Source organism: Pseudomonas sp. Con_6, from assembly GCF_059379395.1.
In genome coordinates this window covers 2982169-3007607 of the sequence record NZ_CM182011.1, presented here as the reverse complement: position 1 = coordinate 3007607, position 25439 = coordinate 2982169, and the positions used below count along the sequence as shown (strand labels likewise).

11 protein-coding genes are annotated in these 25439 nt (G+C 64.3%); 6 read left to right on the top strand and 5 right to left on the bottom strand.

Features of this window, described 5'->3' with window-relative positions; translation table 11 throughout:
* Positions 1-111 precede the first annotated feature (111 nt).
* The 4 genes from AC5QPF_RS13470 to AC5QPF_RS13455 all read right to left on the bottom strand — a co-directional run bounded on the left by AC5QPF_RS13470 (position 112) and on the right by AC5QPF_RS13455 (position 4659).
* Positions 112-531, bottom strand: coding sequence for an RDD family protein (locus AC5QPF_RS13470; protein WP_494963689.1), 420 nt, complete (start codon positions 529-531; stop codon positions 112-114).
* Positions 532-641: 110 nt separating this feature from the next.
* Entirely contained in the window at positions 642-3104 is a 2463-nt protein-coding gene (locus AC5QPF_RS13465) for a TonB-dependent siderophore receptor (protein ID WP_494963688.1), read from the bottom strand.
* 106 nt (positions 3105-3210) lie between these two features.
* Positions 3211-4146: a FecR domain-containing protein gene (locus tag AC5QPF_RS13460; protein ID WP_494963687.1), complete on the bottom strand. Its 936-nt coding sequence runs from the start codon at positions 4144-4146 to the stop codon at positions 3211-3213.
* Positions 4147-4149: 3 nt separating this feature from the next.
* A complete protein-coding gene (locus AC5QPF_RS13455; protein ID WP_494963686.1) occupies positions 4150-4659 on the bottom strand; it encodes a sigma-70 family RNA polymerase sigma factor in 510 nt (169 codons plus the stop codon).
* A 988-nt stretch (positions 4660-5647) separates the two neighbouring features.
* Here AC5QPF_RS13455 and AC5QPF_RS13450 point away from each other — a divergent pair.
* Together AC5QPF_RS13450 and AC5QPF_RS13445 are read left to right on the top strand one after the other, a co-directional pair.
* Complete coding sequence (locus AC5QPF_RS13450) at positions 5648-7060, top strand: cytosine permease (protein ID WP_494963685.1); 1413 nt, start codon at positions 5648-5650, stop codon at positions 7058-7060.
* Positions 7061-7177: 117 nt separating this feature from the next.
* Positions 7178-10735: a hypothetical protein gene (locus AC5QPF_RS13445; RefSeq protein ID WP_494963684.1), complete on the top strand. Its 3558-nt coding sequence runs from the start codon at positions 7178-7180 to the stop codon at positions 10733-10735.
* A 118-nt stretch (positions 10736-10853) separates the two neighbouring features.
* Here AC5QPF_RS13445 and AC5QPF_RS13440 read toward each other — a convergent pair whose 3' ends face one another.
* Positions 10854-11096 (bottom strand): hypothetical protein, encoded by a 243-nt coding sequence (locus AC5QPF_RS13440; RefSeq protein ID WP_494963683.1) that lies wholly within the window; start codon positions 11094-11096, stop codon positions 10854-10856.
* Between the two features lie 506 nt (positions 11097-11602).
* Here AC5QPF_RS13440 and AC5QPF_RS13435 point away from each other — a divergent pair.
* From AC5QPF_RS13435 to AC5QPF_RS13420, 4 genes are all read left to right on the top strand, one after another.
* Entirely contained in the window at positions 11603-15196 is a 3594-nt protein-coding gene (locus AC5QPF_RS13435; protein ID WP_494963682.1) for an RCC1 domain-containing protein, read from the top strand.
* A 224-nt stretch (positions 15197-15420) separates the two neighbouring features.
* Entirely contained in the window at positions 15421-18696 is a 3276-nt protein-coding gene (locus AC5QPF_RS13430; RefSeq protein ID WP_494963681.1) for an RCC1 domain-containing protein, read from the top strand.
* 13 nt (positions 18697-18709) lie between these two features.
* Positions 18710-21928 (top strand): RCC1 domain-containing protein, encoded by a 3219-nt coding sequence (locus tag AC5QPF_RS13425; RefSeq protein ID WP_494963680.1) that lies wholly within the window; start codon positions 18710-18712, stop codon positions 21926-21928.
* 210 nt (positions 21929-22138) lie between these two features.
* On the top strand, positions 22139-25408 hold the full coding sequence (locus AC5QPF_RS13420; protein WP_494963679.1) for an RCC1 domain-containing protein: 3270 nt from the start codon (positions 22139-22141) through the stop codon (positions 25406-25408).
* The last annotated feature ends 31 nt before the right edge of the window (positions 25409-25439 follow it).

Below are 25439 nucleotides of genomic sequence, written 5' to 3'. Positions count from 1 at the left end.
CCGGACCGGCCTCATCGCGGGCAACGCCCGCTCCCACAGGGTTCGCGGTGTACGCGGTCCTTGTGGGAGCGGGCGTTGCCCGCGATGAGGGCCGCCGATGCACTGAAGGTTTCAGCTGCGCAGCACCAGCGTACTGGCAAGCATGTCACCCAGTCTCCGGCGCCAGCCGAAGAAGATGAACACCGCGTCCAGCAGCGAGAGCATCGATAGCGAAACATTGCGCACCACCGACTGGAGAAAACCACATTCGACGTAGGTCTGCGCATCGACGACGACAATCTTCATCGCCCGCTTGCCCAGGCTCTGGCCCTTGAAGGCGTCGGCGCCAAGGAAGTACGCCAGAGCGAGAAAATCGAAGATCCACGAGACACCGAAGATCCTGTAGTAAAACAGCAGGCTGCTGAAGTAACTCGACAGAACAAGGATCAGCAGCAGGATGAAGGTGTCGATCAGCCGCGCCGCCAGCCTCTGCCACAGGCTTGCCAGGTTTTGCGGTGCTTCGGGAGAAAGCGGGGTGCTGCTGCCATCCATGGATCGAATGCTCCTGCAGTAAGACACAGATTAGTGGCGATATGCCACTGGGCACGAATCATACCTGCCCCGTCGCCAGCCGCTCAAGACAAGCGGCTGGCAAACCAGGCTCACCAGTCGTAGGTCATCTGCACCGAGGCCACCCGCTCCTGCCCGTAGTAGCAACCGAACGCGTAGTTGCAGTCAGACACATACTCCCGGTCGAACAGGTTCTGCACGTTCAGGCTCGCCTGCAGCCCGCGCAGGCTCGGGTCGAAGCGGCCCAGGTCATAGCGCAGGGTGGCATCGTAGACGGTGTACGACGGCACCTGGAACGAACTCGACGAATCCCCCGGCTTGCGCCCGGTGTAGCGTGCACCGCCACCGACCGTCAGGCCATCCACCAGGTGGTAGTCCAGCCACAGGCTGGCGGAAACCGGGGCTTGGGCTTCGTTGCGATTGCCTTCGTCGCCATAGGTGCTCTTGGTATAGAACGAGTCGATGTAACCCGCCGCCGCCAACACATCGAGCTTGTCGAGGCTGGTCTTCAGTTCCAGTTCGACACCGCGCGAACGCACTTCGCCGCTCTGGATCTGGTATTCGGGGTAGAGGGTGTCACCGGTGAGCACGTTCTTCTGCTTGACCTGATACACCGACGCGGTGATCAGGGTTTTCTCCAGCGGCTGGTACTTCACCCCCACCTCGTACTGCTCGCCTTCGGTCGGTTCGAAAGCCTTGCCGCCGCGCTCCGGCGCCCCGGCGCCCACGGTGGGCAGGAACGACTGCGAGTAGCTGATGTAAGGCGCCAGGCCGAACGCGGTGACGTAGGTCAGGCCCACGCGCCCGGTGAACTGGTTGTCGCGCTGGGACACGATGGAATGGGCGAGCAGGTCCTTGTTGTCGATTTCTGCCCAGTCCTGGCGCCCGCCGACGGTGAGGATCCACTGATCGAAGCGGATCTGGTCCTGGAAGTAAGCGCCGACCTGACGCACGGTGTTGTCCCACTGGGTGCCCAGCACCGGGACGGTCGCGGAGGTATCGCCGTTGTTCTTGCCGTAGAGGTTCACCGGCGTTGCGTCGTAGGCGTTCAAGCCGTCGTAGCGACGGCTGAAATGTCGGTAGTCGATCCCGGCCAGGGCGGTGTGCTGCAGGGCACCGGTGGCGAAGGTGTACTGCAGGTTGTTGTCCAGGGTCCAGGCGATGTTGTGCTGGCGCCAGTCGACCTTGGTGCGCGTGGCCCGGGTGTAGTCGGTGACCCCACCGTCGTTGACGAAACTGCGCAGGTAGAACCCGCGATAGCGGTCGCGAATGTCGATGTAGCGTGCGGTGGAGCGCAGGGTCAGGTCATCGTTGACGGCATGGCTGAGGTCGTAGCCGAAGATCAGCTGGTCACGCTTGTAGTCGTTGTAGCGCGAATCGCCGGAGAAGAAGTCCCGGTCGATACGCTGGCCATTCGGTCCGCGATCCAGCGAACCGATGCGCGGCAGCGACTGGTAGTCGGCAGCGCCATCGTCGCGCTGCACTTGGGCCAGCAGGGTGAGGGAAGTGGCATCGTTCGGCGTCCAGCTCAGGCTCGGCGCCAGCAGCACGCGCTCGGCGTGGGTGTGCTCGACCTGATCGTTGCCCTTGTTGGCCACGCCGATCAGGCGATAGGCGAATTCCCCTTGCTCATCCAGAGGTCCGCTGCTGTCGACGGCGCCATTGACCCGGTTGTAGCTGCCGGCACCCAGCTTCACCTGGTTGCGTGCTTCGGCAGTCGGGCGCTTGGATACCATGTTGATCAGGCCACCTGGCTGGTTCTGGCCGAACAGTACCGAGGACGGGCCCTTGAGCACTTCGATGCGCTCCAGGGTGTAGGGATCGATCTGCGGTGCGCCGCCCAGGCTGCCGGCATAGGGTACGTAGGCACCGTCCAGGTACAACGGGGTCGGGGCGAAGCCACGGCTGGTGATCTCGTCGGCGATGGCGTTGCGGTCGGTGAAGCCGCCGACATTGAGCCCCGGGGTGTAGCGCAGGGCCTGGGTCAGGTTGCGCGCACCCTGGACCTGAACCTGCTCGGCGGTGATCACGTTGATGCTCTGGGGGATTTCCAGGATCGGGGTGTCGGTCTTGGTCGCGGTGCCGCTGCGCGTGGCGACATAGCCGTCCACCGGGCCCCAGGCCGACTCACCGGCACTGCTGTTGATGGTGGTGCTGTCCAGCTGCAAGGCGCCCTCTTCCACCTGCGGCAGCAGCGAGTAGCTGCCATTGGCCTGGCGCAGCGCCTGCAGGCGACTGCCGGCGAGCAACTGGCGCAAGCCGGCGTCGACGCTGTAGCGACCGCGCAACCCCGGTGATTTCAGGCCGCGGGCATGAGCCGGGTCAAAAGACACAGTGACCCCGGCACTGGCGGCAAACTCGGTCAGGGCGCTGTCCAGGGGACCTGCGGGAATGTCGAAGGCGGTCTCGGCGCGGGTTTCTGCCTGGACCGCTGCGATACCGGGCAGCAGGCTGGCCGGCACCGCCAGGGCCGCACCGAGCAGCGCGGCATGGATGGCCCGGCTCAGGGCCGAGGCTGGGGTCTTCAGCGGGGTGCGATCGATGGAACGGGACATGCGGTTTCCTTTGGCCCTGTGGCAGTGATGAACGGCGTCTCTGTGGCGCCTCTACCTACAAGTCGAAGCAGTTCCGCAATCGATAACCCCTCTTCGGAAAATTTCTTCAGGCCGCCTCGACCCGCGCCCAGAGCCCGCCGAAACGGCGGATACGCACGGGCAAAGTGGTGGTCAGGTTGTCCAGCACGACATCGCTGTCGGTGAGGCGGAAGGCCCCGGAGAGGCGCAGCCCGGCGATGCCGTCGGCGCAGCCCAGATGACCACGGCGGTAGCGTTGCAGCTCGGCGATGAACTGCCCCAGCGGCCAGTCGTTGACCACCAGCATGTCGCGGATCCAGGCATCGGCCTGGGGCGCGGCGGGACGCAACGGTCCGGGTTGGTCCGCGCTGAACGCCAGTTGCTGCCCGGCCTCGACCCGCAGCGCCGCCAACGACGCCGTGCAGCGTACTTCCACCGCATGCTCCAGCACGCAGACCCGGGTCAGCTCACCCTCGCGCCGGACCAGAAAGCGCGTGCCGAGGGCGCGGATGCTGCCCTCGGCGCTGTGCACGACGAAGGGCCGGCTCAACGCATCACGGGCGGTTTCCACGAGGATCTCGCCCTGCAGCAGGTCGATCTGCCGCAGTTGCGCGCTGTAGCGGATATCCACGGCGCTGGCGGTGTTGAGGTGCAGGCGGGTGCCATCGTCCAGGGCCAGGGCGCGGTGTTCGCCGGTGGCGGTGCGCTGGTCGGCGAACAGGCCCTGCACCGGCGTGCTGCGCCAGGCCAGACCACCGGCGCCACCGGCAGCCAGCAGCAGGGAGAGGACTTTGAGCACTTCGCGGCGCTTGGCCCGCGCCCCGGACAAGGTACTGCGCGTCAGCTGTGGCGCAACCCCGCCAAAGGTACCCTGCAGGCGGTCAAGGCGCGCCCAGGCCTGCTGGTGGCGCGGGTCGCTGTCCAGCCAGTGCTGGTGCGCCGCGCGGGTCGCCGCGTCTGGCTCGCAGCGCAGTTCGACGTACCAGTGCGCGGCGCGTTCGAGGATGTCCCGACCAAGGCTCACGGCTCAGTCCTCCACCAGCAGCAGGCAGTGGGTCAGCGCGCGTACCGCGTGCTTCTTCACCGTGGTCACCGACACCTCCAGGCGCCGGGCGATCTCCACGTAGCTCAGGCCGTCGAGCTGGGCCATGAGGAAGATCTCGCGGGTACGGGCGCCGAGGCCGTCGAGCAAGCGGTCGATTTCGGTCAGGGTCTCGAGGATCTGCAAACGGGTTTCAGGCGAAATGTCCAGCGCTTCCGGGCGCGCTGCCAAGGCTTCCAGATACGCCTGCTCCAGGGCGCGACGGCGGAAGGCATCGATCATCAGGCTGCGCGCCACACTGCTCAGGTAGGCCCGCGGCTCACGCAGGTCGGCGGCCTTGCGCAGGGTGATGACGCGGATGAAGGTGTCCTGCGCCAGGTCCGCCGCGTGCTCCACACAGCCAAGGCGGTTGCGCAGCCAGTTGCACAGCCAGGGATGGTGGTCCTCGTACAGGGCGTGCACGGCTTTTTGCTGGGAGAGGTCGGCGGAGGACATGGAGGACCGGCTGAAATAAATGGTAATGACTCGCATTTAACATGAGTAAACCAAAGAATGGCAAGGGCGAGCGCCCGACGCGGACCCTGTGGGAGCGGGTTCACCCGCGATGGTGTCGGTGAATTCACTAGCGCAATCGCGGGTGAACCCGCCCACAGGAGCCAGTGCGTCCCCCCAGTTTTTTTAGGTTCATCACGGAATACCGGGAAGCTTTGGGTTTAGTGGCGGTATCGCGAGCTTATCCATTGCGGGCGGCGAAGCCACCGGCCCCTTCCGCCTCTACGGCAGGTCCATTTTGTCTTGGCAAAATAGACGAAAACCGCTTGCTCCTGCATCCGGCCCTGCGCTGCGCTCCGGGTCCCCTCCCTCCGGCGCCTGCCGGCCTCCTGACGTCGCGAGTTACGGGTGGCGACACGAAAGACCCATCTTCGAAAACAAGATCGGCATTGGTAGCCCAACATAACAAGACGCCGCGCTCTTGCTTTTGCTCTTGGTGCGCGAAGGTTCAGACGCCGCAAATTGCGACCTCGGCCGGCCGAGTGGAGGTGTCTTGCGGGGGCAGGTGCGCAGCACCCTTCGGCGAAGCCGAAGCGCGAGGTGAAGACTTGCGAAGCAAGTCGTAGGCCGCGGGCCCACGCGAGGCGCCGGAAGGAGGGGACCCGGAGCGAAGCGCAGGGCCGGCTGTGGGAGCGGGCGGTTTTCGTCCATTTTGCCGCAACAAAATGGACCCGCCGTAAAGGCGGAAGGGGCCGGTGGCGTCACCGCCCGCAATGGATAAGCTCGCGACACCGACACCGACACCGAACATTCAACCCCCAAGTTTCCCGATATACCGTGAAGAACCTTTTTTAAGGTCTGGGAGCACATATTTACTAATTTCGCCCCCGCCCCGCTGCGCTCAAGATCGGCCCCCTACAAGAAAAGGCGTCGCCCTGCCGACGCCAACCGAAGTACGCCGAGCGTACTCATCCTTGCCTTGGAGTCCGTCATGACCAACGCAGCGTCACCCACCCCGCTCATCGAAAAACATACGATCGGCTATGTGCCACCGGAAGATCGCCACGGAAAGGTCAGGGATCTGTTCACCCTCTGGTTCGGCGGCAACATCGCGCCGCTGCCCATCGTCACCGGGGCCCTCGGGGTCCAGCTGTTCCACCTGAACCTGGTCTGGGGCATCGTCGCCATCCTCGTCGGCCACCTGGTGGGCGGCGTGCTCATGGCCCTGCATTCGGCCCAGGGCCCGCAGATGGGCATCCCGCAGATGATCCAGAGCCGTGCCCAGTTCGGCTCTCTCGGTGCGCTGCTGGTGGTGGTGATCGCCGGGCTGATGTACATCGGCTTCTTCGCCTCCAACATCGTCCTGGCCGGCAAGTCACTGCACGGCGTGGCGGACAGCGTGCCGGTGCCCGTGGGTATCGTCGTCGGCGCCCTCGGCTCGGGGATCATCGGCATCATCGGCTACCGCTTCATCCACGTGCTCAACCGCATCGGCACCTGGGTGCTGGGGATCGGCATCGTGGTCGGCTTCGGCTACATCCTCACCCATGTGCAGAGCGACGACTTCCTCACCCGCGGCAGCTTCAACCTGTCCGGCTGGCTGGCCACGGTATCCCTCGCCGCGCTCTGGCAGATCGCCTTTGCGCCCTATGTCTCGGACTACTCGCGCTACCTGCCGGCCAACGTACCGGTGGCGGCGACCTTCTGGACCACCTACCTGGGGTCGGCGCTGGGCTCCAGCCTGTCCTTCGCCTTCGGTGCCGTGGCGGTGCTGGCCGTGCCGGCGGGGATGGACAGCATGGACGCGGTAAAGCTCGCCACCGGTGCCATCGGCCCGCTGATGCTGGTGCTGTTCCTGCTCAGCGTGATCAGCCACAACGCCCTCAACCTGTATGGCGCGGTGCTGTCGCTGATCACCCTGGTGCAGACCTTCGCCTACCGCTGGATCCCCACGGCGAAGAGCCGTGCGGTACTGTCGCTGGTCGTGCTGCTGGGCTGCTGCGTGGTGGCGGTGGGCGCCTCGGCGGACTTTATCGGCCACTTCGTCGACATGGTCCTGGTGTTGCTGGTGGTGCTGGTGCCGTGGACGGCGATCAACCTGATCGACTTCTACGCGATCCACAAAGGCGACTACGACATCGCCTCGATCTTCAAGGTCGATGGCGGCATCTACGGGCGCTACAACCCGCAGGCGCTGCTGGCCTATGCCATCGGCATCCTGGTGCAGATTCCGTTCATGAACACGCCGCTGTACGTCGGACCGGTGTCGGCGCATATCGATGGCGCCGACCTGTCGTGGCTGGTGGGGTTGCTGGTGACCTCGCCGCTGTACTGGTGGCTGGCAACCCGTGACAGTGCCTACCGTCGTCGCCAGACCGGCGCGAAGCTGGCGGCCAGTCACTGAGGACGAACCTGGCAACCGTCCATCCGGACCTGATATTTCTGCCAGTTGTGCCCGCCGTGCCCTTGGATCTTCAATCTGCTCAGCCCTTCACGGCTTCGACAGGATTGGAGATCCTTCATGACCACCGCCCAGAGCCCCCTGAACCTCGACCCCATCTACATCCCCGGCCTGATCGAAGACGTGAAGACCGACGGTGTCGTCGGCGGGGTCAACTACCACATGATCCACGCCAACGACGCCGGCCTGCTGATTCAGGTCCAGACCTACCTGAACATGCAGGAAGGTGACTGGATCGAGGTGTTCTGGGGTACAGACCCGTCGCCGGTCGCCTCCGACCTGGTCATGGAGGAGCATGTCGGCCGGCCATTCGGCCTGTTCGTAAGGGCCAACCGCATCCCCGAAGGCGTGCATGACCTGTGGTGCACGGTGACCCGCTCCGGGGGCGGCAACGGCGGCGAATCCCCTCCCATCGCCATCCTCGTGCGCACCGAAATGCCTGGCGACACCGACCCCGAACCCGACGCCCCCGGCCACCAGAACCTGCTGCCGCCCGAACCGGATATCGACTTCATCGACGAAGACGCCGCGAAAAACGGCGTCAAGGTGACCATTCCCGGCTACCCGAATCTGCGCGTGTTCGACACCATCACCTTGAGCTGGGGCGGTGAACTGCTGCAGCACGAGGTCACCCAGACCGAAGTCGATGCCGGATCGGTGGAGATCCTGGTCAGTGAGGAGACCATCCTCGCCGCCGGCGACAGCGATGCGCTGGTGCTGGTGTACCGGGTCATCGACGAGGTCCACAACCCGTCCAGCGACTGGTCGATGCGCACCTATGTGATCGTCGAGATCGGCAAGGACCTGTTCATTGCCCCGGTCATCGTCAACCCTGATCCCGCCGCCGATCCCTTCGACGTGATCGACCTCGAGGCGCTGGGCGACGATGATCTGCTGATCGAGGTGTATGCCGAGTCCAGCGGACCGTTGCGGGCCGGCGATGTCGTCGCGCTGACCTGGATCGGCACCACGGCCCAAGGCCTGCCCGTCGTCGTCGAGCCGCCACCGCTGACGGTGACGCGGATACCGTCGCGCCTCGACTTCGCCATTGCCAACGACGCAGCCCGTCAGTTGGCGGGCGGGCGTGGCGCCGCCGCCTACACGGTGACCCGCGACGACAGCCCCGTCGGTGCCTCCAAGCGCAGCTTCGTCAGCTTCCTTGGCATGGAGCAGCGCCTGCCCAAACCCACGGTGCCCGACGCCATCGGCGGCATACTCGACCCGAGCCTCGAACAGACCCTCGCCATCGTTCCCGGCGAGGTGCTGGAGGCCAACGACACCGTCACCCTGGTCTGGCTTGGCACCCGCGCCAATGGCACGCCACTGCTGCACCAGGTCGTGCGCGGGGTCACTCCTGGCAACGCCGGCAAGCCGATGAGCTTCACCATCCCGGGAGACGAGTTCATCGCCCCTCTGGACGGCGGCACCCTCAGCGTCTACTACCAGTTGTTCAAGGCGTCCGGCGTGGAACTGGAATCCGAGCGCGAGCCACTCAGCATCGGCGAACCTCGCGCCGACCTGCCGGCGCCTGGCACCCGGCCTGCTGCAGAAAACGGTCTGCTCGACCCCGAAGACGTGACCGGCGATCTGGAAATCGTCATTGCGCCCTGGCCCGACATGCGTGCCGGGCAGACCGTACACCTGCTCTGGCAGGCCAGCAGCGGGCCGAACCTCAATGACTCGCTGCGCATCAGCGAACCCCTGGAAGGCCAGGAAGTGGTATTCACCCTGGATCGGACACGGCTCGAAGAGAACCGCGGGGCGACGGTGGAGATTTCCTATCGGGTTGAAAGCCCCGACGAGCCGACCCAGGTCTCCGACACCCATGCCTTCGCTGTCGGCGTCCGGCAGATACCGCTGCCACTGCCACAGATCCTCGAAGCGGACGACGACCACCTCGATCCCAACGATGTGCTGCAGGGCGCTACGGTGCAGATCGCTGCCAAGATCGACGTCGCGCAAGGCGACCTGGTGACCGTGGTCATCGTCAGCAGCGCCGAAGACGGTAGTACGCGCATCAGCCATCCTGTGGCGCCGGACGAGGCCGGGCAGGCGGTGACGGTGACAGTACCGCACGGGGTGATCGCGGCCAGCGTGGGGACACGGATCGAACTGCACTATGAGGTCACGCGGGCCGCTGGTGGCGTGGTGGAGACGTCGGCGACAGTGGAATATTCGGTCTACAGCGAACTCGATGCGGGAGCGTTCCGGGTCATGGGCGCACGCTACAGTGCCAGCGTCTGGTGGGCAGGCTATACACCGCGGATGCTTAGCGCCCTGGCAGAAGACAGCCTGGCCCCGATGCTGGTCGAATGGCGCTACGAGGACAGCCAGCAATGGCGCGCCAGCACCACCTGGAACGACGACAAGCCGTGGCTGAAACTCTATGCCCGCAGCGCCAGCCAGACCTGGGAGTGTCGCGCGGCGAATGTCGTCGGGAATGGCTTTCCGCACATGAGCGCGGGGTATACCGCCTTTGCCGCGCTGCACGATCAGGACGCGAGCGATTCTGGAACCGATATCGTGGTCTGGGGCGATCAAGAACTTGGTGGAGTCTTGGAGCCCGGTCAGCTTGACCCCGACAGCGTGCTGGAGGTGTCGGGGACAGCCTATGCCTTCGCCGCACGTCTGAACGATGGCAATATCGCCTGCTGGGGCCATCGGCAATTCGGTGGCGAGCCATCCCTCATCACCGGGGATTTCGTCCAGGTCAGGAGCAGTCGCCTGGGCTTTGTCGCACGAAGGAGCAACGGCGAACTACTGGGTTGGGGTACCGACGCTGACCTCCCAAAACCAATTCAGCAGCATAAGGACTACGTCGAGGTCTATGCCGCGAGCCTTGCCTTTGCAGCACGGCGGGCCACAGGCCAGGTCGTGGCATGGGGTGATGAGAGCGATGGCGGGACGCTGAATCCAGGACAAGGTCAGCTCAACGACATCGTGCATGTCGTCGGAAATCAGTACGCCTTTGCGGCGATCCGCGAGCACGCTGGTTCGAGAAGCGTAATCGCCTGGGGCTCGGTCAACGGCGGTGGCGTTGTGCCCGAGAACATTGCCGTGTTAACCAACGTCAGAAGTCTTGTAGCCGCAGGCAGCGCCTTCTGCGTCCTGCTGGACAGCGGAGAGGTGAGAGCCTGGCCTGACAACGTTGTCGGCAATATACCCGAAGCTATCGAACAGCTGACCAACGTCGTGGAGGTCTCTGGCACCCTCCACGCATTCTGTGCTCGCTTGAGCACCGGACATGTCGTTGCGTGGGGCGACCATGGCTCCGGAGGGAAGTTGTCGGCCGAGGCTGCCGAAGCCTCGGATATCGTCCAGGTAACAACCAATCTCTGGGCCTTCGCCGCGCTGCGCCGCGACGGAACGGTGCTGGCCTGGGGAAACAATGGTGCAGGCGGAAACACTCGACCGGTTGCAGGGAAACTGGTCGACGTACGTGCGATCTACGGCAATCCCCAAGCGTTCACCGCGCTCACCGCCGATGGCCGGGTCGTGACCTGGGGCATAGCTCAGGGTGGCGGTAACAGCGATAAGGTCCAGCCCGAACTGCACGGCAAGGTCACCCACAGTCGCCTGCTGACTGCGGCCGAGGCCGAAGCGGTTGATCGTAACTGACTCAGGAACATCGCTGGCTCCCCCTGTGCTCGGGAGTGACACGAATCCCGTGGGAGCCGGCGTTGTCGGCGATGCCAGGCAGGAGCAAACCGCTCCCACCTGGTTCGTGCCGGATCGCTCAGATGGGAACGCTGAGCGTCGAAGCCGCAATCGCCACCGTCATCATCGCCTTGCTCACCCTCAGGTCGATCAAGGCGTCGGTGAGCATCTGCATCTCATGTTCCGTGGGTGGGTCGGGTAGGCGGGCCAGGTTGGCGAGGGCCTTTTCGAGGTATTCCAGTGCGTGGCGCATGGCGTCCTCGCGGGAAAGGCCTGGGAGGGTATGAAGCGCATAGGGTGGATCGGGGACGAGCTTTTTCATGGTTTTAGAGTCCTGATTGATGAGGATGAAAAACCACAATTCGCTGCTAAACGAAGGGTGGCGACTGTACGCGGGTTAGCAGACCGAGCTCAGGACTCAAATACCCGGCGCACCCGAAGGTGCCCACGCGTACAGCCGCCATAGAAGGGGACTGGTGAGGCCTGAAACTGCGGACTGCTAAATCCGGTCGTTGATTTGGCAACGACCGACGCAGACTAGGCACCCTTTCCAGGCCACGCAACCAAAAAGCGGGCTGGGGAGTATGCTTGGGAAATTGCCTACAAGAAAGCCGGAATAGGGTGAAGCTTCCGGCTTATATGCAACATTTTATGGAGCGTTGAACTGGACGGCACAATCGTGTGCAACGGATTGACCAGAACGCCGGACCACCACGATGAGGCGAGCACATACACCCCCACCTAGCATTTCTGCCAGTTGTGCCCCCTGCCCGATTGGCTCTTCAATCTTCTCAGCCCCACCGGCCCCCACAGGATTGGAGAACCGCCATGCCCCGCGCTGCCGACACCGACCTCCTCAACCTTGACCCCCTCTACATCCCCGGTTTGATCACTCCGGTATACACCGAAGGCGCCATGGGCGGGGTCAACTACAACATGATCCACGCCAACGACGCTGGCCTGCTGATCATTGTCCAGGTCTACCAGAACATGCAGGAGGGTGACTGGATCGAGGTATTCTGGGGCGACGACGACTCCCCTGCCGCCGCCGACTCGGTGCTGGCCGAACATGTGGGCAAGGACTTCGCCCTGTTCGTGCGCGGCAACCGCATCCCGGAAGGTATCCACACACTGTACTGCACCGTCACCCGCTCCGGCGGCGGCAATGGCGGCGAGTCTGTGCCACTCGAGATACTGGTGCGCACCGAGTTCCCCGGCGACACCGACCCCGAGCCCGACCTCCCCGGCCACCAGAACCTGCTGCCGCCAGCGCCCGAACTACCACCCAGCGGCATCATCGACGAAAACGTCGCGAAGAATGGCGTGAAGGTGGTGATTCCCGGTTACCCCAACATGCGCGCGTTCGATGTGATCACCTTCAGTTGGGGTGGCGACTTGCTGGAACACACGGTGACCCAGGCCGAAGTGGATGGCGCCCCGGTGGAAATTCTGGTGACCGAGGACGTCATCCTCGAAGCCGGCGACAGCGACCAACTGGTGCTGGTCTACAAGGTCCGCGACGAAGTGCACAACCCCTCCAGCGACTGGTCGGTACGCACCCTGGTGACGGTGGAAGTCGGTGCCGGCCTGTTCAGCGCACCGATGATCGAGAACCCCGATCCCAACGCCAATCCGTTCGACGTCATCGACCTGGAAGACCTGGGCGAGGACGACCTGCTGGTCAGTGTTCTGGTGTCCGAGGAAGGTGGCCTGCAGGTCGGCGACGAAATCTCCCTGAAATGGGTCGGCACCACGGCCCAGGACCAGATCATTGTCGTCGAGCCACCGCCCAGGACCATACCCCGGGTACCGACCGTGCTGGTCTTTCTCATCCCCAACGCCGACCTACGGCAACTGGCCCATGGCCGGGGCTTCGCCTCCTACACGGTGACCCGGGGTGGCAGCGTCGCCGGGGGTTCCCGGCGCAGCTTCGTGACCTTCATCGGTGACGAGCAGCGCCTGCCTAAGCCCGTCGTCACCGATGCCCAGGGTGACCAGCTCGATCCGGGGCTAGCCAGTACCACGGTGATCGTCGAGGGCGAGGCTCTTGAAGCCGGCGACAGCGTCTATGTGACCTGGCTCGGCACCCGCGCCAATGGCACTCCGCTGGTGGAGGAGTTCAAGCGCGATATCAGCGGCGGCAGCGCCGGCAAACCCATCACCCTCAATATCGACGGTGGGCAATTGATAGCACCACTGGATGGCGGCTCCCTCGCCGTCTACTACCGAGTGGTCAAGGCCAACGGCCTGGAACTGCATTCCGAACGCGAAACACTGCAGGTCGGCGAGGCCCGCGGCGACCTGCCGGCGCCCACCACCCGGCCGCCGGCGGAAAATGGCGTGCTGGACCCTGGCGCACTGCCGGACCAGTTGCAGATCGTCGTCCCGCCCTGGCCGGGTATGAGCGACGGCCAGACCCTGTACCTGCTCTGGCGGGCCAGCAGCGGGTCGCAGTATGACGACTTCATACCGATCAACGAGTCGATGGAAGGGCGCGAGATCGTGTTCTACATGGATCGGGCATTGGTGGAGGCCAATATCGGGGAGACCATTAAGTTGTCCTATAGGGTGGAAATCCCGGATGAGCCGAGCCGGGTGTCCGCGATCGCCGCCTTCACCCTCGAGGCCGCCCAGGCCCCGCTGCCGCTGCCGGAGATCATCGAAGCCGAAGGCGATCGACTCGACCCCAACGACGTATTGCTTGGCGCCACAGTGCGCCTGGATGCTGCGGCCTTATTCGAAGACGGCGACAAGATAACCGTCCGGGTCATCAGCACGGTATCGGGCGGCAGTACCAATATCGAGCATGTGGTACCGACCGGTGCCGCCGGAGAGGCGGTGATGCTGACCATTTCCTACGGGGTGATCGACGTCAGCCGTGGCACTCGTGTCGACCTGCGCTACGAGATCAACCGGGCTGCGGGCGGGCCGGTAGAGCAATCGGGGACGGTCAGTTATCTGATCTTCAGTGCAATTGATGCGGGGCCTGTGCGAGTGATGGGCGCACGCTTCACCGCCAATATCTGGCGTGCCTCATGGGCACCGCGCATGCTCACGGCGTTGCGTGACGACACCCTCGCCCCCATGCTCGTCGAGTGGCGGTACGAGGACAGCGAGCAATGGCAGGCCGAAACAACCTGGAACGATGAGAAGCCTTGGCTGGCCCTGTATGTCCGTAGCAGTACCGAGACCCGCAAGTGCTGGCCGGCCAATATCGTCGGTAACGGTACGAGCAGTGGAATCCTTGGAGCGTCGGCCTTTGTCGCGATGCGCGATGAAGTCGTTATTGGTTCCGATACCCAGGTCGACATGATCGCCTGGGGCGACAGCAGGTATGGCGGGGAGCTGGGTAGCGGCTTGAAAGGGCTCAAGAACGTGGTGGAGGTTTCGGCGAGCTACTACGGCTATGCCGCCCGCCTGCGTAACGGCAACGTGACCTGGTGGGGCACGGATGACGGAGGCGACCAACCGCCAATAATCGTCGGGGACTACGTTCAGGTTCGAGGAACATTCGGCTCATTCTGTGGCCGCCAGTCCAATGGCGAGCTTCTCGCTTGGGGGGGTGGCAATGAGGTCCCGGTTCCGGACAGCGTCCGCCAGCATCGCGATTATGTCGACGTCTGCGGCTCGGGCCATGCCTTCGCCGCACGACGTGCGAACGGGAAAGTCGTGGCCTGGGGGCATCCGGATAGAGGAGGTGAGCTGCAAATCGGACAGGATCAGTTCAGTGACATCCGCTTCCTCGCCGCCTCGGCCTACGCATTTGCCGCGCTGCGTGACAATGGCGATGCACGACGCGTGATCGCCTGGGGCGATATCAGCTACGGCGGGGTCGTGCCTGCAGAAATTGCCCAGCTCACCAACGTCAGAACACTGGTTGCCAACAACACCTCATTCTGCATCCTGCTGGACACAGGCAGCGTGCGGGCTTGGCCGGCCAACGAATCTGGAGGACATCTTCCGGATGAGATCGCCAGACTGACGAACGTGGTCGAAGTTACGTCAAGTGCTGCTGCTTTCTGCGCACGCTTGAGCGACGGACGTGTCGCCGTCTGGGGCAACCCTCCCGCATCGGAGGAAGCCATGCAAAGAACCGATATCGTGCAGGTCACAGGTAACCAGCATGCCTTCGCCGCCCTGTGCAGAGACGGTACGGTAGTAGCCTGGGGCAACGCCATGACCGGCGGTGATACATCACTCGTCGACGATCAGTTGGTCGATGTGCGGGCGATCTACCCCAACAGCCAGTGTTTTGCCGCTTTGACCCAAGACGGCCGGGTGGTCACCTGGGGCAACGAGAGGGGCGGTGGTGACAGCGAAGGTGTTCAGATCGAACTGAGGAACAAGCTCACCCATAACCGAGTGCTAACTGCTACCGAGGCTGCCGCGATGGGAACCGAGGTGTCTGGGAAAAATCGATAGCCGCGGTCCCACGTGAACACCATCGCGGGCAAAGCTCGCTCCCACAAGGCTCCGGCCTGGCGCGAACCTGTGGGAGCTGCGGCTCGTCGATCCGACTTGTCCACGATCAGGCTGGACACAACTCCAGGCAGCCCCACCTAGCATTTCTGCCAGTTGTGCCCCCTGCCCGATTGGCTCTTCAATCTCCTCAGCCCCACCGGCCCCCACAGGATTGGAGAACCGCCATGCCCCGCGCTGCCGACACCGACCTCCTCAACCTTGACCCCCTCTATATCCCCGGCATGATCGAAGACGTACAAACCGACGGTGCCATCGGCGGGGTCAACTACCATCTGCTGCATGCCAACACCGCCGGCCTGCTGGTCGTCGTGCAGGCCTACCTCAACATGCAGGAGAACGACTGGATCGAAGTCTTCTGGGGCGATGACGACAACGCCGTCGCCTCCAACCTGGTCCTGCCCGAGGACGTCGGCGAGGATTTCGGCCTGTTTATCCCGGCCAACCGGGTGCCGGAGGGGGTCAATGAGGTCTACGCCAAAGTGACACGCTCCGGCGGCGGCAATGGCGGCGAGTCCCCGCCCCTGGCGATCCTGGTCCGCACCCTGTTCCCCGGCGGCACCGATCCCGAGCCGGACCTGCCCGGGCACCAGAACCTGCCCGCCCCTGAACCCGAACTGCCCCCCGGCGAGATCATCGACGAGGACGCTGCGAAGAACGGCATCAAGGTCAGCATCAGCGCCTATCCCAACATGCGCCGGTTCGACACCATCACCTTCAGCTGGGGCGGCATCCTGCTCGATCATGAGGTGAGCCAGGCCGAAGTCGACGCCGGGGTCGTGGAAATCCTGGTCTCCGAGGACACCATCCTCGCCGCCGGCGACAGCGACCAACTGGTGCTGGTCTACAAGGTCGCCGACGAAGTGCACAACCCGTCCAGCGACTGGTCGATCCGTACCTACGTCGCGGTGGAAATCGGCAAGGACCTGTTCAACGCCCCGATCATCGAGAACCCCGACCCCGAGGCCGATCCCTACGACGTGATCGACCTCGACCTGCTGGGCGAGGCCGACCTGGTGATCAGCGTCTACGCCGAGCCTGGTGGCAAGCTGCAGATCGGCGATGTGGTGGCGCCGAAATGGACCGGCACCACCGCCCAGGGACAACCGATCACGGTCGAGCCGGCACCCAAGACCGTGTTGCGCATTCCCATCAATCTGGAATTTCTCGTGCCCAATGCCGACGTGCGGCAACTGGCCCGCGGTCGCGGCGTCGCCTCCTACTCGGTGACCCGTGACGACAGTCCTGCTGGCGCTTCCAAACGCAGTTTCGTGACCTTCCTTGGCGAGGAGCAGTTGCTGCCGAAACCTACGGTAAGCGATGCCGTCGATGGCGTTCTCGACCCGACCCTGGCCGAGACCACGGTGATCGTTCCAGGCGAGGTCCTGGAAGCCGGCGATACCGTGATCGCCACCTGGCTGGGCATTCGCGCCAACAACACCCCGCTGGTCGAGGATTTCATCCAGGGCATCAGTGGCGGCAACGCTGGCAAACCGCTGTCCATCGTGATTCCCGGCGACAAACTGATCGCTCCGCTGGACGGAGGATCGGTCAGCGTCTATTACCGCTTGATCAAGGCCTCCGGACTGGAGCTGGAGTCGGCGCGCGAGCGCCTGGGCGTGGGCGAAGTCCGGGAAACGCTGCCGGCTCCCAGCACGCGCCCTCCTGCCGACGGCGGCAGCCTGGACCCCGAGGACCTGCCCGCGCAATTGCAAATCATCGTCGCGCCCTGGCCGGGCATGCAGGCCGGACAAACCGTACGCCTGCTCTGGCGCGCCAGCAGCGGACCGCACCATGACGACTTCATGCCGATCAGCGCGCCGCTGGTGGGCCGGGAGGTCGTATTCCTGCTCGACCGGGCCCAGGTCGAGGCCAATCTGGGGGCGCAGATCGAGCTGTCGTACCAGGTCGAAAGCCCGGGCGAACCGACCCGGGTCTCGGAGGTGGCTGCATTCCGTATCGAGGGCGAGGGTGAGGTGGGTACGGGACCGTTGCGGATCATGGGAGCGCGTAGCAGCCTCACCACCTGGAATGGTTTGGTATCACCAAGAACACTTACTGCTCTGGATGACGAAACCCTGAAGCCGGTGGTTGCCCAATGGCGCTACGAAGGCGAAGAGGAATGGGGCTCAGGCGCCACCTGGCTCGACGAGAAACCCTGGCTGAAGCTCTACACGCGCAACAGTACAGAGGCCTGGGAGTCGCGTCCGGCCAATATTATCGGTAACGGCCCCTTCACCTCGCCGACTGTGGGCGCCGCGGCCTTCGTCGCGATGCGCGACGAGGTCATGAGCGGTCCGACCCGGATAGTGGACATGGTCGCCTGGGGTGTCCCTGGATATGGCGCCACGCTAGGCGTCATGGCCAATCTCAGGAATGTAGTGGAAATAAGCGCCACCGCATCCGCCTTCGCCGCTCGCCAACGAGATGGCTCGGTTGGCTACTGGGGTACCCTGGGTGATGTCACCACCCCTTCGATGGTTTCCGGTACGTTTGACATGGTCAGGAGCAACGCCCAGGCCTTCGTCGGCCGTCGGCCCAACGGCAAGCTGTTCGCCTGGGGCGAACCTGGCTTTGGGGTACCCGTCCCCGACCAAGTTCTGCAACATACAGACTATGTTGAGTTGCTGGGTTCCTGGAGCGCGCTCGTCGGACTCCGTGCCAGCGGCCATGTCGTGGCCTGGGGCAACGCGGAGATGGGCGGAAAGCTGCGGCAAGGCCAGGAGGTCTTAGACGACATCGTCACGGTTGCCTCCAACCACGGTGCCTTCGGCGCGGTTAGGGAACACGAAGGCGACAGAAGCGTGATCGCCTGGGGACACATCAATCACGGTGGAATAGTGCCCGAGGATATCGCCAGGCTCACTAATGTCAGGACCCTCTGTGGAGGCAACCTCAACGCGTTCTGCATTCTCTTGGAGACCGGTGAGGTGAAGGCCTGGCCTCTCACCACTGCTGCTGGCCAGATACCGGATGCCATCAGCCGCCTGACCAACGTGGTGGAAGTAACCTCCAATAACTATGCATTCTGCGCACGATTGAGCGACGGACGGGTGGTTGCCTGGGGACACTCGACCTATGGGGGTGCAGTCCCGGATGAAGTCTCCGGCAAGTCGAATATCGTTCAGGTCTGCGGCAACCTGACCTCTTTCGCAGCTCTGTGCAGCGACGGCAAGGTGGTCGCTTGGGGACTACCTCAGACTGGCGGCAATACCGCCAGTGTCGCTGCGCAATTGGTCGACGTGCGGGCGATCTATGGCAATGGCAATGCCTTCACCGCCCTGACCCGGGACGGTCGGGTGGTGACCTGGGGTATTCCGGATGGCGGTGGCAACAGCGGCTCCGTACAGTCGCAACTGGTCGGCAAGGTCACGGCGCGACGCCTGCTGCCCACCGACGAGGTGCGGGAGCTGTTCGGCGATAACCCGATGAATCCGGACTGAACGGAGCACGACCATGAATACTCGACAAAACATGCCACTGAACCTCGACCCCCTCTATATCCCCGGCATGATCGAAGACGTGCAAACCGACGGTGCCGTCGGCGGGGTCAACTACCATCTGCTGCATGCCAACACCGCCGGCCTGCTGGTCGTCGTGCAGGCCTACCTCAACATGCAGGAGAACGACTGGATCGAAGTCTTCTGGGGCGATGACGACAACGCGGTCGCCTCCAACCTGGTCCTGCCCGAGGACGTCGGCGAGGATTTCGGCCTGTTCATCCCGGCCAACCGGGTGCCGGAGGGGGTCAGCGAGGTCTACGCCAAAGTGACACGCTCCGGCGGCGGCAATGGCGGCGAGTCCCCGCCCCTGGCGATCCTGGTCCGCACCCTGTTCCCCGGCGGCACCGATCCCGAGCCGGACCTGCCCGGGCACCAGAACCTCCCCGCCCCTGAACCCGAGCTGCCCCCCGGCGAGATCATCGACGAGGACGCTGCGAAGAACGGCATCAAGGTCAGCATCGGTGCCTACCCCAACATGCGCCGGTTCGACACCATCACCTTCAGCTGGGGCGGCATCCTGCTCGATCATGAGGTGAGCCAGGCCGAAGTCGACGCCGGGGTCGTGGAAATCCTGGTCTCCGAGGACACCATCCTCGCCGCCGGCGACAGCGACCAACTGGTGCTGGTCTACAAGGTCGCCGACGAAGTGCACAACCCGTCCAGCGACTGGTCGGTGCGCACCTACGTGGCGGTGGAAATCGGCAAGGACCTGTTCAACGCCCCGATCATCGAGAACCCCGACCCCGAGGCCGATCCCTACGACGTGATCGACCTCGACCTGCTGGGCGAGGCCGACCTGATGATCAGCGTCTACGCCGAGCCTGGTGGCAAGCTGCAGATCGGCGATGTGGTGGCGCCGAAATGGACCGGCACCACCGCCCAGGGACAACCGATCACAGTCGAGCCGGCACCCAAGACCGTGTTGCGCATTCCCATCAATCTGGAATTTCTCGTGCCCAATGCCGACGTGCGGCAACTGGCCCGCGGTCGCGGCGTCGCCTCCTACTCGGTGACCCGTGACGACAGTCCTGCTGGCGCTTCCAAACGCAGCTTCGTGACCTTCCTTGGCGAGGAACAGTTGCTGCCGAAACCTGCGGTGAGCGATGCCGTGGACGGGGTGCTCGATCCGGGCCTGGCCGAGACCACGGTGATCGTCCCGGGTGAAGCCCTGGAAGCCGGCGACAAGGTCCGCCTGACCTGGTTGGGGATCCGTGCCAACCAGACCCCACTGATAGAGACCATCGACCGTCTGGTCAGCGGTGGCAGCGCCGGCGAGCCAATGAGTTTCGCCATCGAAGGCGCCACGCTGATCGCGCCCCTGGAGGGTGGCAGCGTCAGTGTCTACTACACCCTGTTCAAGGCCTCCGGCCTGGAACTGGAGTCGGCACGCGAGCAACTGGGCGTCGGCGAAACCCGCGCCGAACTACCGGCCCCCGTGACTCGCCCGCCCGCACAGGATGGCGTGCTCGATCCCGAGGATCTGTCACAGGAACTGGCCATCGTCGTTGCCCCCTGGCCGCACATGGCGGCCGGCCAGACAGTCTACGTGCAATGGCGCGCCAGCAGCGGACCGCAGTTCAACGATTTCATCCCCATCAGCGCCCCACTGGTCGGTGAAGAAGTAGTGTTCTACCTCGACAAGGCGCATGTGGAGGCCAACCTCGGTGCCAACATCGAAATCACCTACCGGGTGGAAAGTCCGGACGCACCGGGCCAGGTATCCGAGGCCAGTCGTTTCGTCGTCGATCGCCAGTTGCCGATCGACGCAGGGCCACTGCGGATCATGGGAGCGCGCTACGACCTGAACGTCTGGCGCGGCCCGACCAGGCCGCGCATCCTCAGTGCGCTACACGACCAATCGCTACGGCCGATGATCGCCGCCTGGCGCTACGAAGACAGCCAGCGCTGGACTGCAGCCAGCGAATGGCTGGACGTCAAACCCTGGCTGAAACTCTATGTGCGCAGCAGTACGGAGACCTGGGAATGCCGGGCAATGAACATCACCGGTAACGGGGAGCACCTGAATGGCACCGATGGCGGAGCATTCGTCGCCATGCGCGACGAAGTCATGGATGGCGACGAGGGGGTGGTGGACATGATCGCCTGGGGTGATCCGAACTATGGCGGCACCCTGGATGTGGGGTTGATCGACCTTGATACGGTCGTGGAGGTCTCGTCTAGTGGTAATGCGTTCGCGGCTCGCCTGCGTGCGGGCGACGTGGCCTGCTGGGGCAAGCCCGGCACGGGCAAGCCGGAGATGATCTACGGCGATTACGTTCAGGTCAGAGGTGCTCGCGATGCCTTCGTGGGCCGCAGGCGGGACGGTGAGCTTTTCTCCTGGGGTGATTCGCCCGTCGTTCCAGTGCCCGAACACGTGTTGCAGCACAAGGATTACATCAATCTCTACGGCGCCGCCCAGGCGTTCGCGGCACTGCGCAAGAGCGGGCACGTGGTGGCCTGGGGTGACCCTCACAACGGCGGGCAGATGCGCCAGGGGCAGGAGCGCTTGGACGACATCATTGATGTGCTGGGTGGCCTGGGCGCCTTTATCGCGCTGCGCGACCTTGGCGACGGCAAGAGCGTGATTGGCTGGGGCGAGAGCGACCAGGGCGGTCTGATCCCCGAGGATATCGCACGCCTGACCAATGTCAGACGGCTCGCCGCGACCAGCGGCAGCACGTTCTGCATCCAGCTGGAAACCGGAGCGATCATGGCCTGGCCCAAAGAAGCGTTAGGTGGTGACCTACCCGACGCCATCGCCCGGCTGACCAATGTGGTGGAAGTCACCTCGACCTCCCAGGCCTACTGCGCACGACTGAGCACTGGCCAGGTGGTTGCCTGGGGAAACGAGCCCGTGGGCGGAAAGCTGACAAGCGAAGCCGCAGGCAAATCCAATATCGTCCAGGTCACCGGCAACTTCGGTGCGTTCGCCGCGCTATGCAGCGACGGTACCGTGGTCGCCTGGGGACAAGACTACTGTGGCGCAGACACCTCCGCCGTCGCCGGCTATCTGGTGGATGTCAGGGCGATCTATGCCAATGGCTGTGCCTTCACCGCATTGACGAAGGATGGCCGGGTCGTGACCTGGGGCACACGCGATGGTGGTGGCTACAGTGGCCCAGTGCAGCCTGACCTGACCGGACGCGTGACGACCAGGCGCCTGTTGAACTGACAGGCCGCAGTCATGGGCAACACCCGCCCCCACAAGATCCCGCAGCCGGCCGCAAGCCCAGGTCCGGCGAGGCTCTTGTCGGTGCTGGCTTGCCCGCGATGACGCCGTCGCAGGCAACCCCACCTAGCATTTCTGCCAGTTGTGCCCCCTGCCCGATTGGCTCTTCAATCTCCTCAGCCCCACCGGCCCCCACAGGATTGGAGAACCGCCATGCCCCGCGCTGCCGACACCGACCTCCTCAACCTCGACCCCCTCTATATCCCCGGCATGATCGAAGACGTACAAACCGACGGTGCCGTCGGCGGGGTCAACTACCATCTGCTGCACGCCAACACCGCCGGCCTGCTCGTGGTCGTGCAGGCCTACCTCAACATGCAGGAGAACGACTGGATCGAAGTCTTCTGGGGCGATGACGACAACGCGGTCGCCTCCAACCTGGTCCTGCCCGAGGACGTCGGCGAGGATTTCGGCCTGTTCATCCCGGCCAACCGCGTGCCGGAGGGGGTCAATGAGGTCTACGCCAAAGTGACACGCTCCGGCGGCGGCAATGGCGGCGAGTCCCCGCCCCTGGCGATCCTGGTCCGCACCCTGTTCCCCGGCGGCACCGATCCCGAGCCGGACCTGCCCGGGCACCAGAACCTCCCAGCCCCCGAACCCGAACTGCCCCCCGGCGAGATCATCGACGAGGAGGCTGCGAAGAACGGCATCAAGGTCAGCATCGGTGCCTACCCCAACATGCGCCGGTTCGACACCATCACCTTCAGCTGGGGCGGCATCCTGCTCGATCATGAGGTGAGCCAGGCCGAAGTCGACGCCGGGGTCGTGGAAATCCTGGTCACCGAGGACACCATCCTCGCCGCCGGCGACAGCGACCAACTGGTGCTGGTCTACAAGGTCACCGACGAAGTTCACAACCCCTCCAGCGACTGGTCGATCCGCACCTACGTGGCGGTGGAGATCGGCAAGGACCTGTTCAACGCCCCGATCATCGAGAACCCCGATCCCGAGGCTGATCCCTACGACGTGATCGACCTCGACCTGCTGGGCGAGGCCGACCTGCTGGTCAGTGTCCTGGTGTCGGAGGAAGGTGGCTTGCTGATCGGCGATGAAATCGCCGTGAAATGGGTCGGTACCACGCCCCAGGATCAGCTCATCCTGGTCGAGCCGCCGCCCCAGACCGTACCACGGGTCCCGACCGTGCTGGTCTTTCTCATTCCCAACGCCGACCTGCGGCTGCTGGTCCGTGGCCACGGCCTGGCCTCCTACACCGTGACCCGCGGCGGCAGCAGCGCCGGGGAGTCGCGGAGCAGATTCGCGACTTTCATGGGTGACGAACAGCGCCTGGCCAAACCGGTCGTGGCCGATGCCGTCGATGGCAAGCTCGACCCGACCCTGGCCGTTACCACGGTGACCGTGCCGGGAGCTGCGCTGGAAGCCGGCGACAGTGTGGTCCTCACCTGGCTCGGCATCCGTGCCAACGGCACCCCGTGGGTGCAAAGCATCCGCCGCCCGATCAGTGGCGGCGGTGCCGGCAAGCCGCTGAACATCGCCATCGATGGCGCCGCACTTATCGCCCCGCTCGACGGCGGCAGCCTGATCCTCTACTACACCCTGGAGAAAGCGTCCGGGCCGGTGCTGGAGTCGGCGCGCGAGCAACTGCGTGTCGGCCAGGCCCGCCCCGGGCTACCGGCACCCTTTACACGGCCTGCGGCGCGGGATGGCGTGCTCGACCCCGAGAAACTGCCCGACCAGGTGGAACTGGTTATCCCACCCTGGCCGAACATGGCAGCCGGCCAGACGCTGTACGTGGTCTGGAATGCCAGCAGCGGTCCGCACTTCAATGACTTCATCCCGGTCAGCCCTGCGCTGGTCGGCCACGAAATGGTGTTCTATCTGGACCGGGCGCATGTCGAGAGCAACTTCAAGGCGAAGATCAGGCTGTTGTACCGGGTGGACAGCAGCGACGAACCGACCCGGGGCTCCGAGTTGGCCGAGTTCCGTATCGATACGGAGGGAACGCTGCGGGTCATGGGGGCACGTAGCACACTCAGCACCTGGTCCCCTTTGATCTCGCCACGCACACTGACTGCCCTGGATGCTGAATCCCTGGAGCCGGTGGTCGCCCAATGGCGCTACGAGGGCGAGGAAGAATGGGGCTCGGGAAGCACCTGGTTCGACGAAAAACCCTGGCTGAAGCTCTATACCCGTAACAGTGTCGAGGTCTGGGAGTCGCAACCGGCCAATATTATCGGCAATGGCTACCACAACGGACCTCTCGGAGGTTACTCCGCCTTCGTCGCGATACGCGACGAAGTGATGAACGGCTCGACACCAGTGATCGACATGGTCGCCTGGGGAACCCCGGAATACGGTGGCGTGCTGGGCCCGATGGCCGATCTCAAGAGCGTGGTGGAGGTCAGTGGCACCATGATGGCCCTGGCGGCCCGTCAAAAGGATGGCTCAGTCGGCTGGTGGGGCTTGATGTCCGGTTCCACTCCCCCATCGATGGTGCCCGGCACGTTCGACATGGTCAGGAGCAATGACGCTGCCTTCGTCGGTCGTCGTCTCGACGGCGAGCTGTTCGCCTGGGGCAACCCTTACTATGGAGTACCCGTCCCTCCCGACGTTCTGCAACACAAGGACTATGTCCAGTTGTACGGTGGCGGGTTTGCCTTCGTGGGGCTGCGTGCCAGCGGCCATATAGTAGCCTGGGGCCACCCTGACTGGGGCGGACAACTGCAGCCAGGCCAGGAAGAATTCGACGACATCGTCACGATCACCAGCAACAACCGCGCCTTCGCCGCAATTCGGGAACATGTAGGCGGCAGGAGCGTGATCGCCTGGGGGCAAGACGAATTTGGGGGCATCGTGCCCGACGATATCGCCAGGCTGACCAACGTCAGGACAATATGCGGTGGCGTCGCCAACGCATTCTGCATCCTGCTGGAGACCGGCGAGGTGAAAGCCTGGCCTGATACCTCAAGGGGTGGCCAGATACCGGATGCCATCAGCCAACTGACAAACGTGGTGGACGTGACGGCCAACCACCATGCCTTCTGCGCACAGTTGAGCGACGGACACGTGGTCGTCTGGGGCGACCCGACCTACGGAGGAAGCATCACCGATGAAGTGTCCGGCAAGTCCGATATCGTCCAGGTCTGCGGCAATCTGAACGCCTTCGCTGCCCTGTGCAGCGACGGTACGGTGGTCGCCTGGGGGCTGCCAGAGACCGGTGGTGATATCGCCAGCGTCGCTGAGCAACTGGTCGAAGTGCGGGCGATCTACGGCAATGGCAGTGCCTTCACCGCCCTGACCCGGGACGGTCGTGTCGTGACCTGGGGTTTCCCGGGCGCCGGTGGCGACAGCAGCTCCGTGCAACCGCAACTGGCCGGCAAGGTCACGGCGCGACGCCTGCTGCCCGCCGACGAGGTGCGGGAGCTGTTCGGCGATAACCCGGCACAGGGTGTAGGCCAGCACTGACGCCATCGCTGGCAAGCCAGCTCCCACAGTT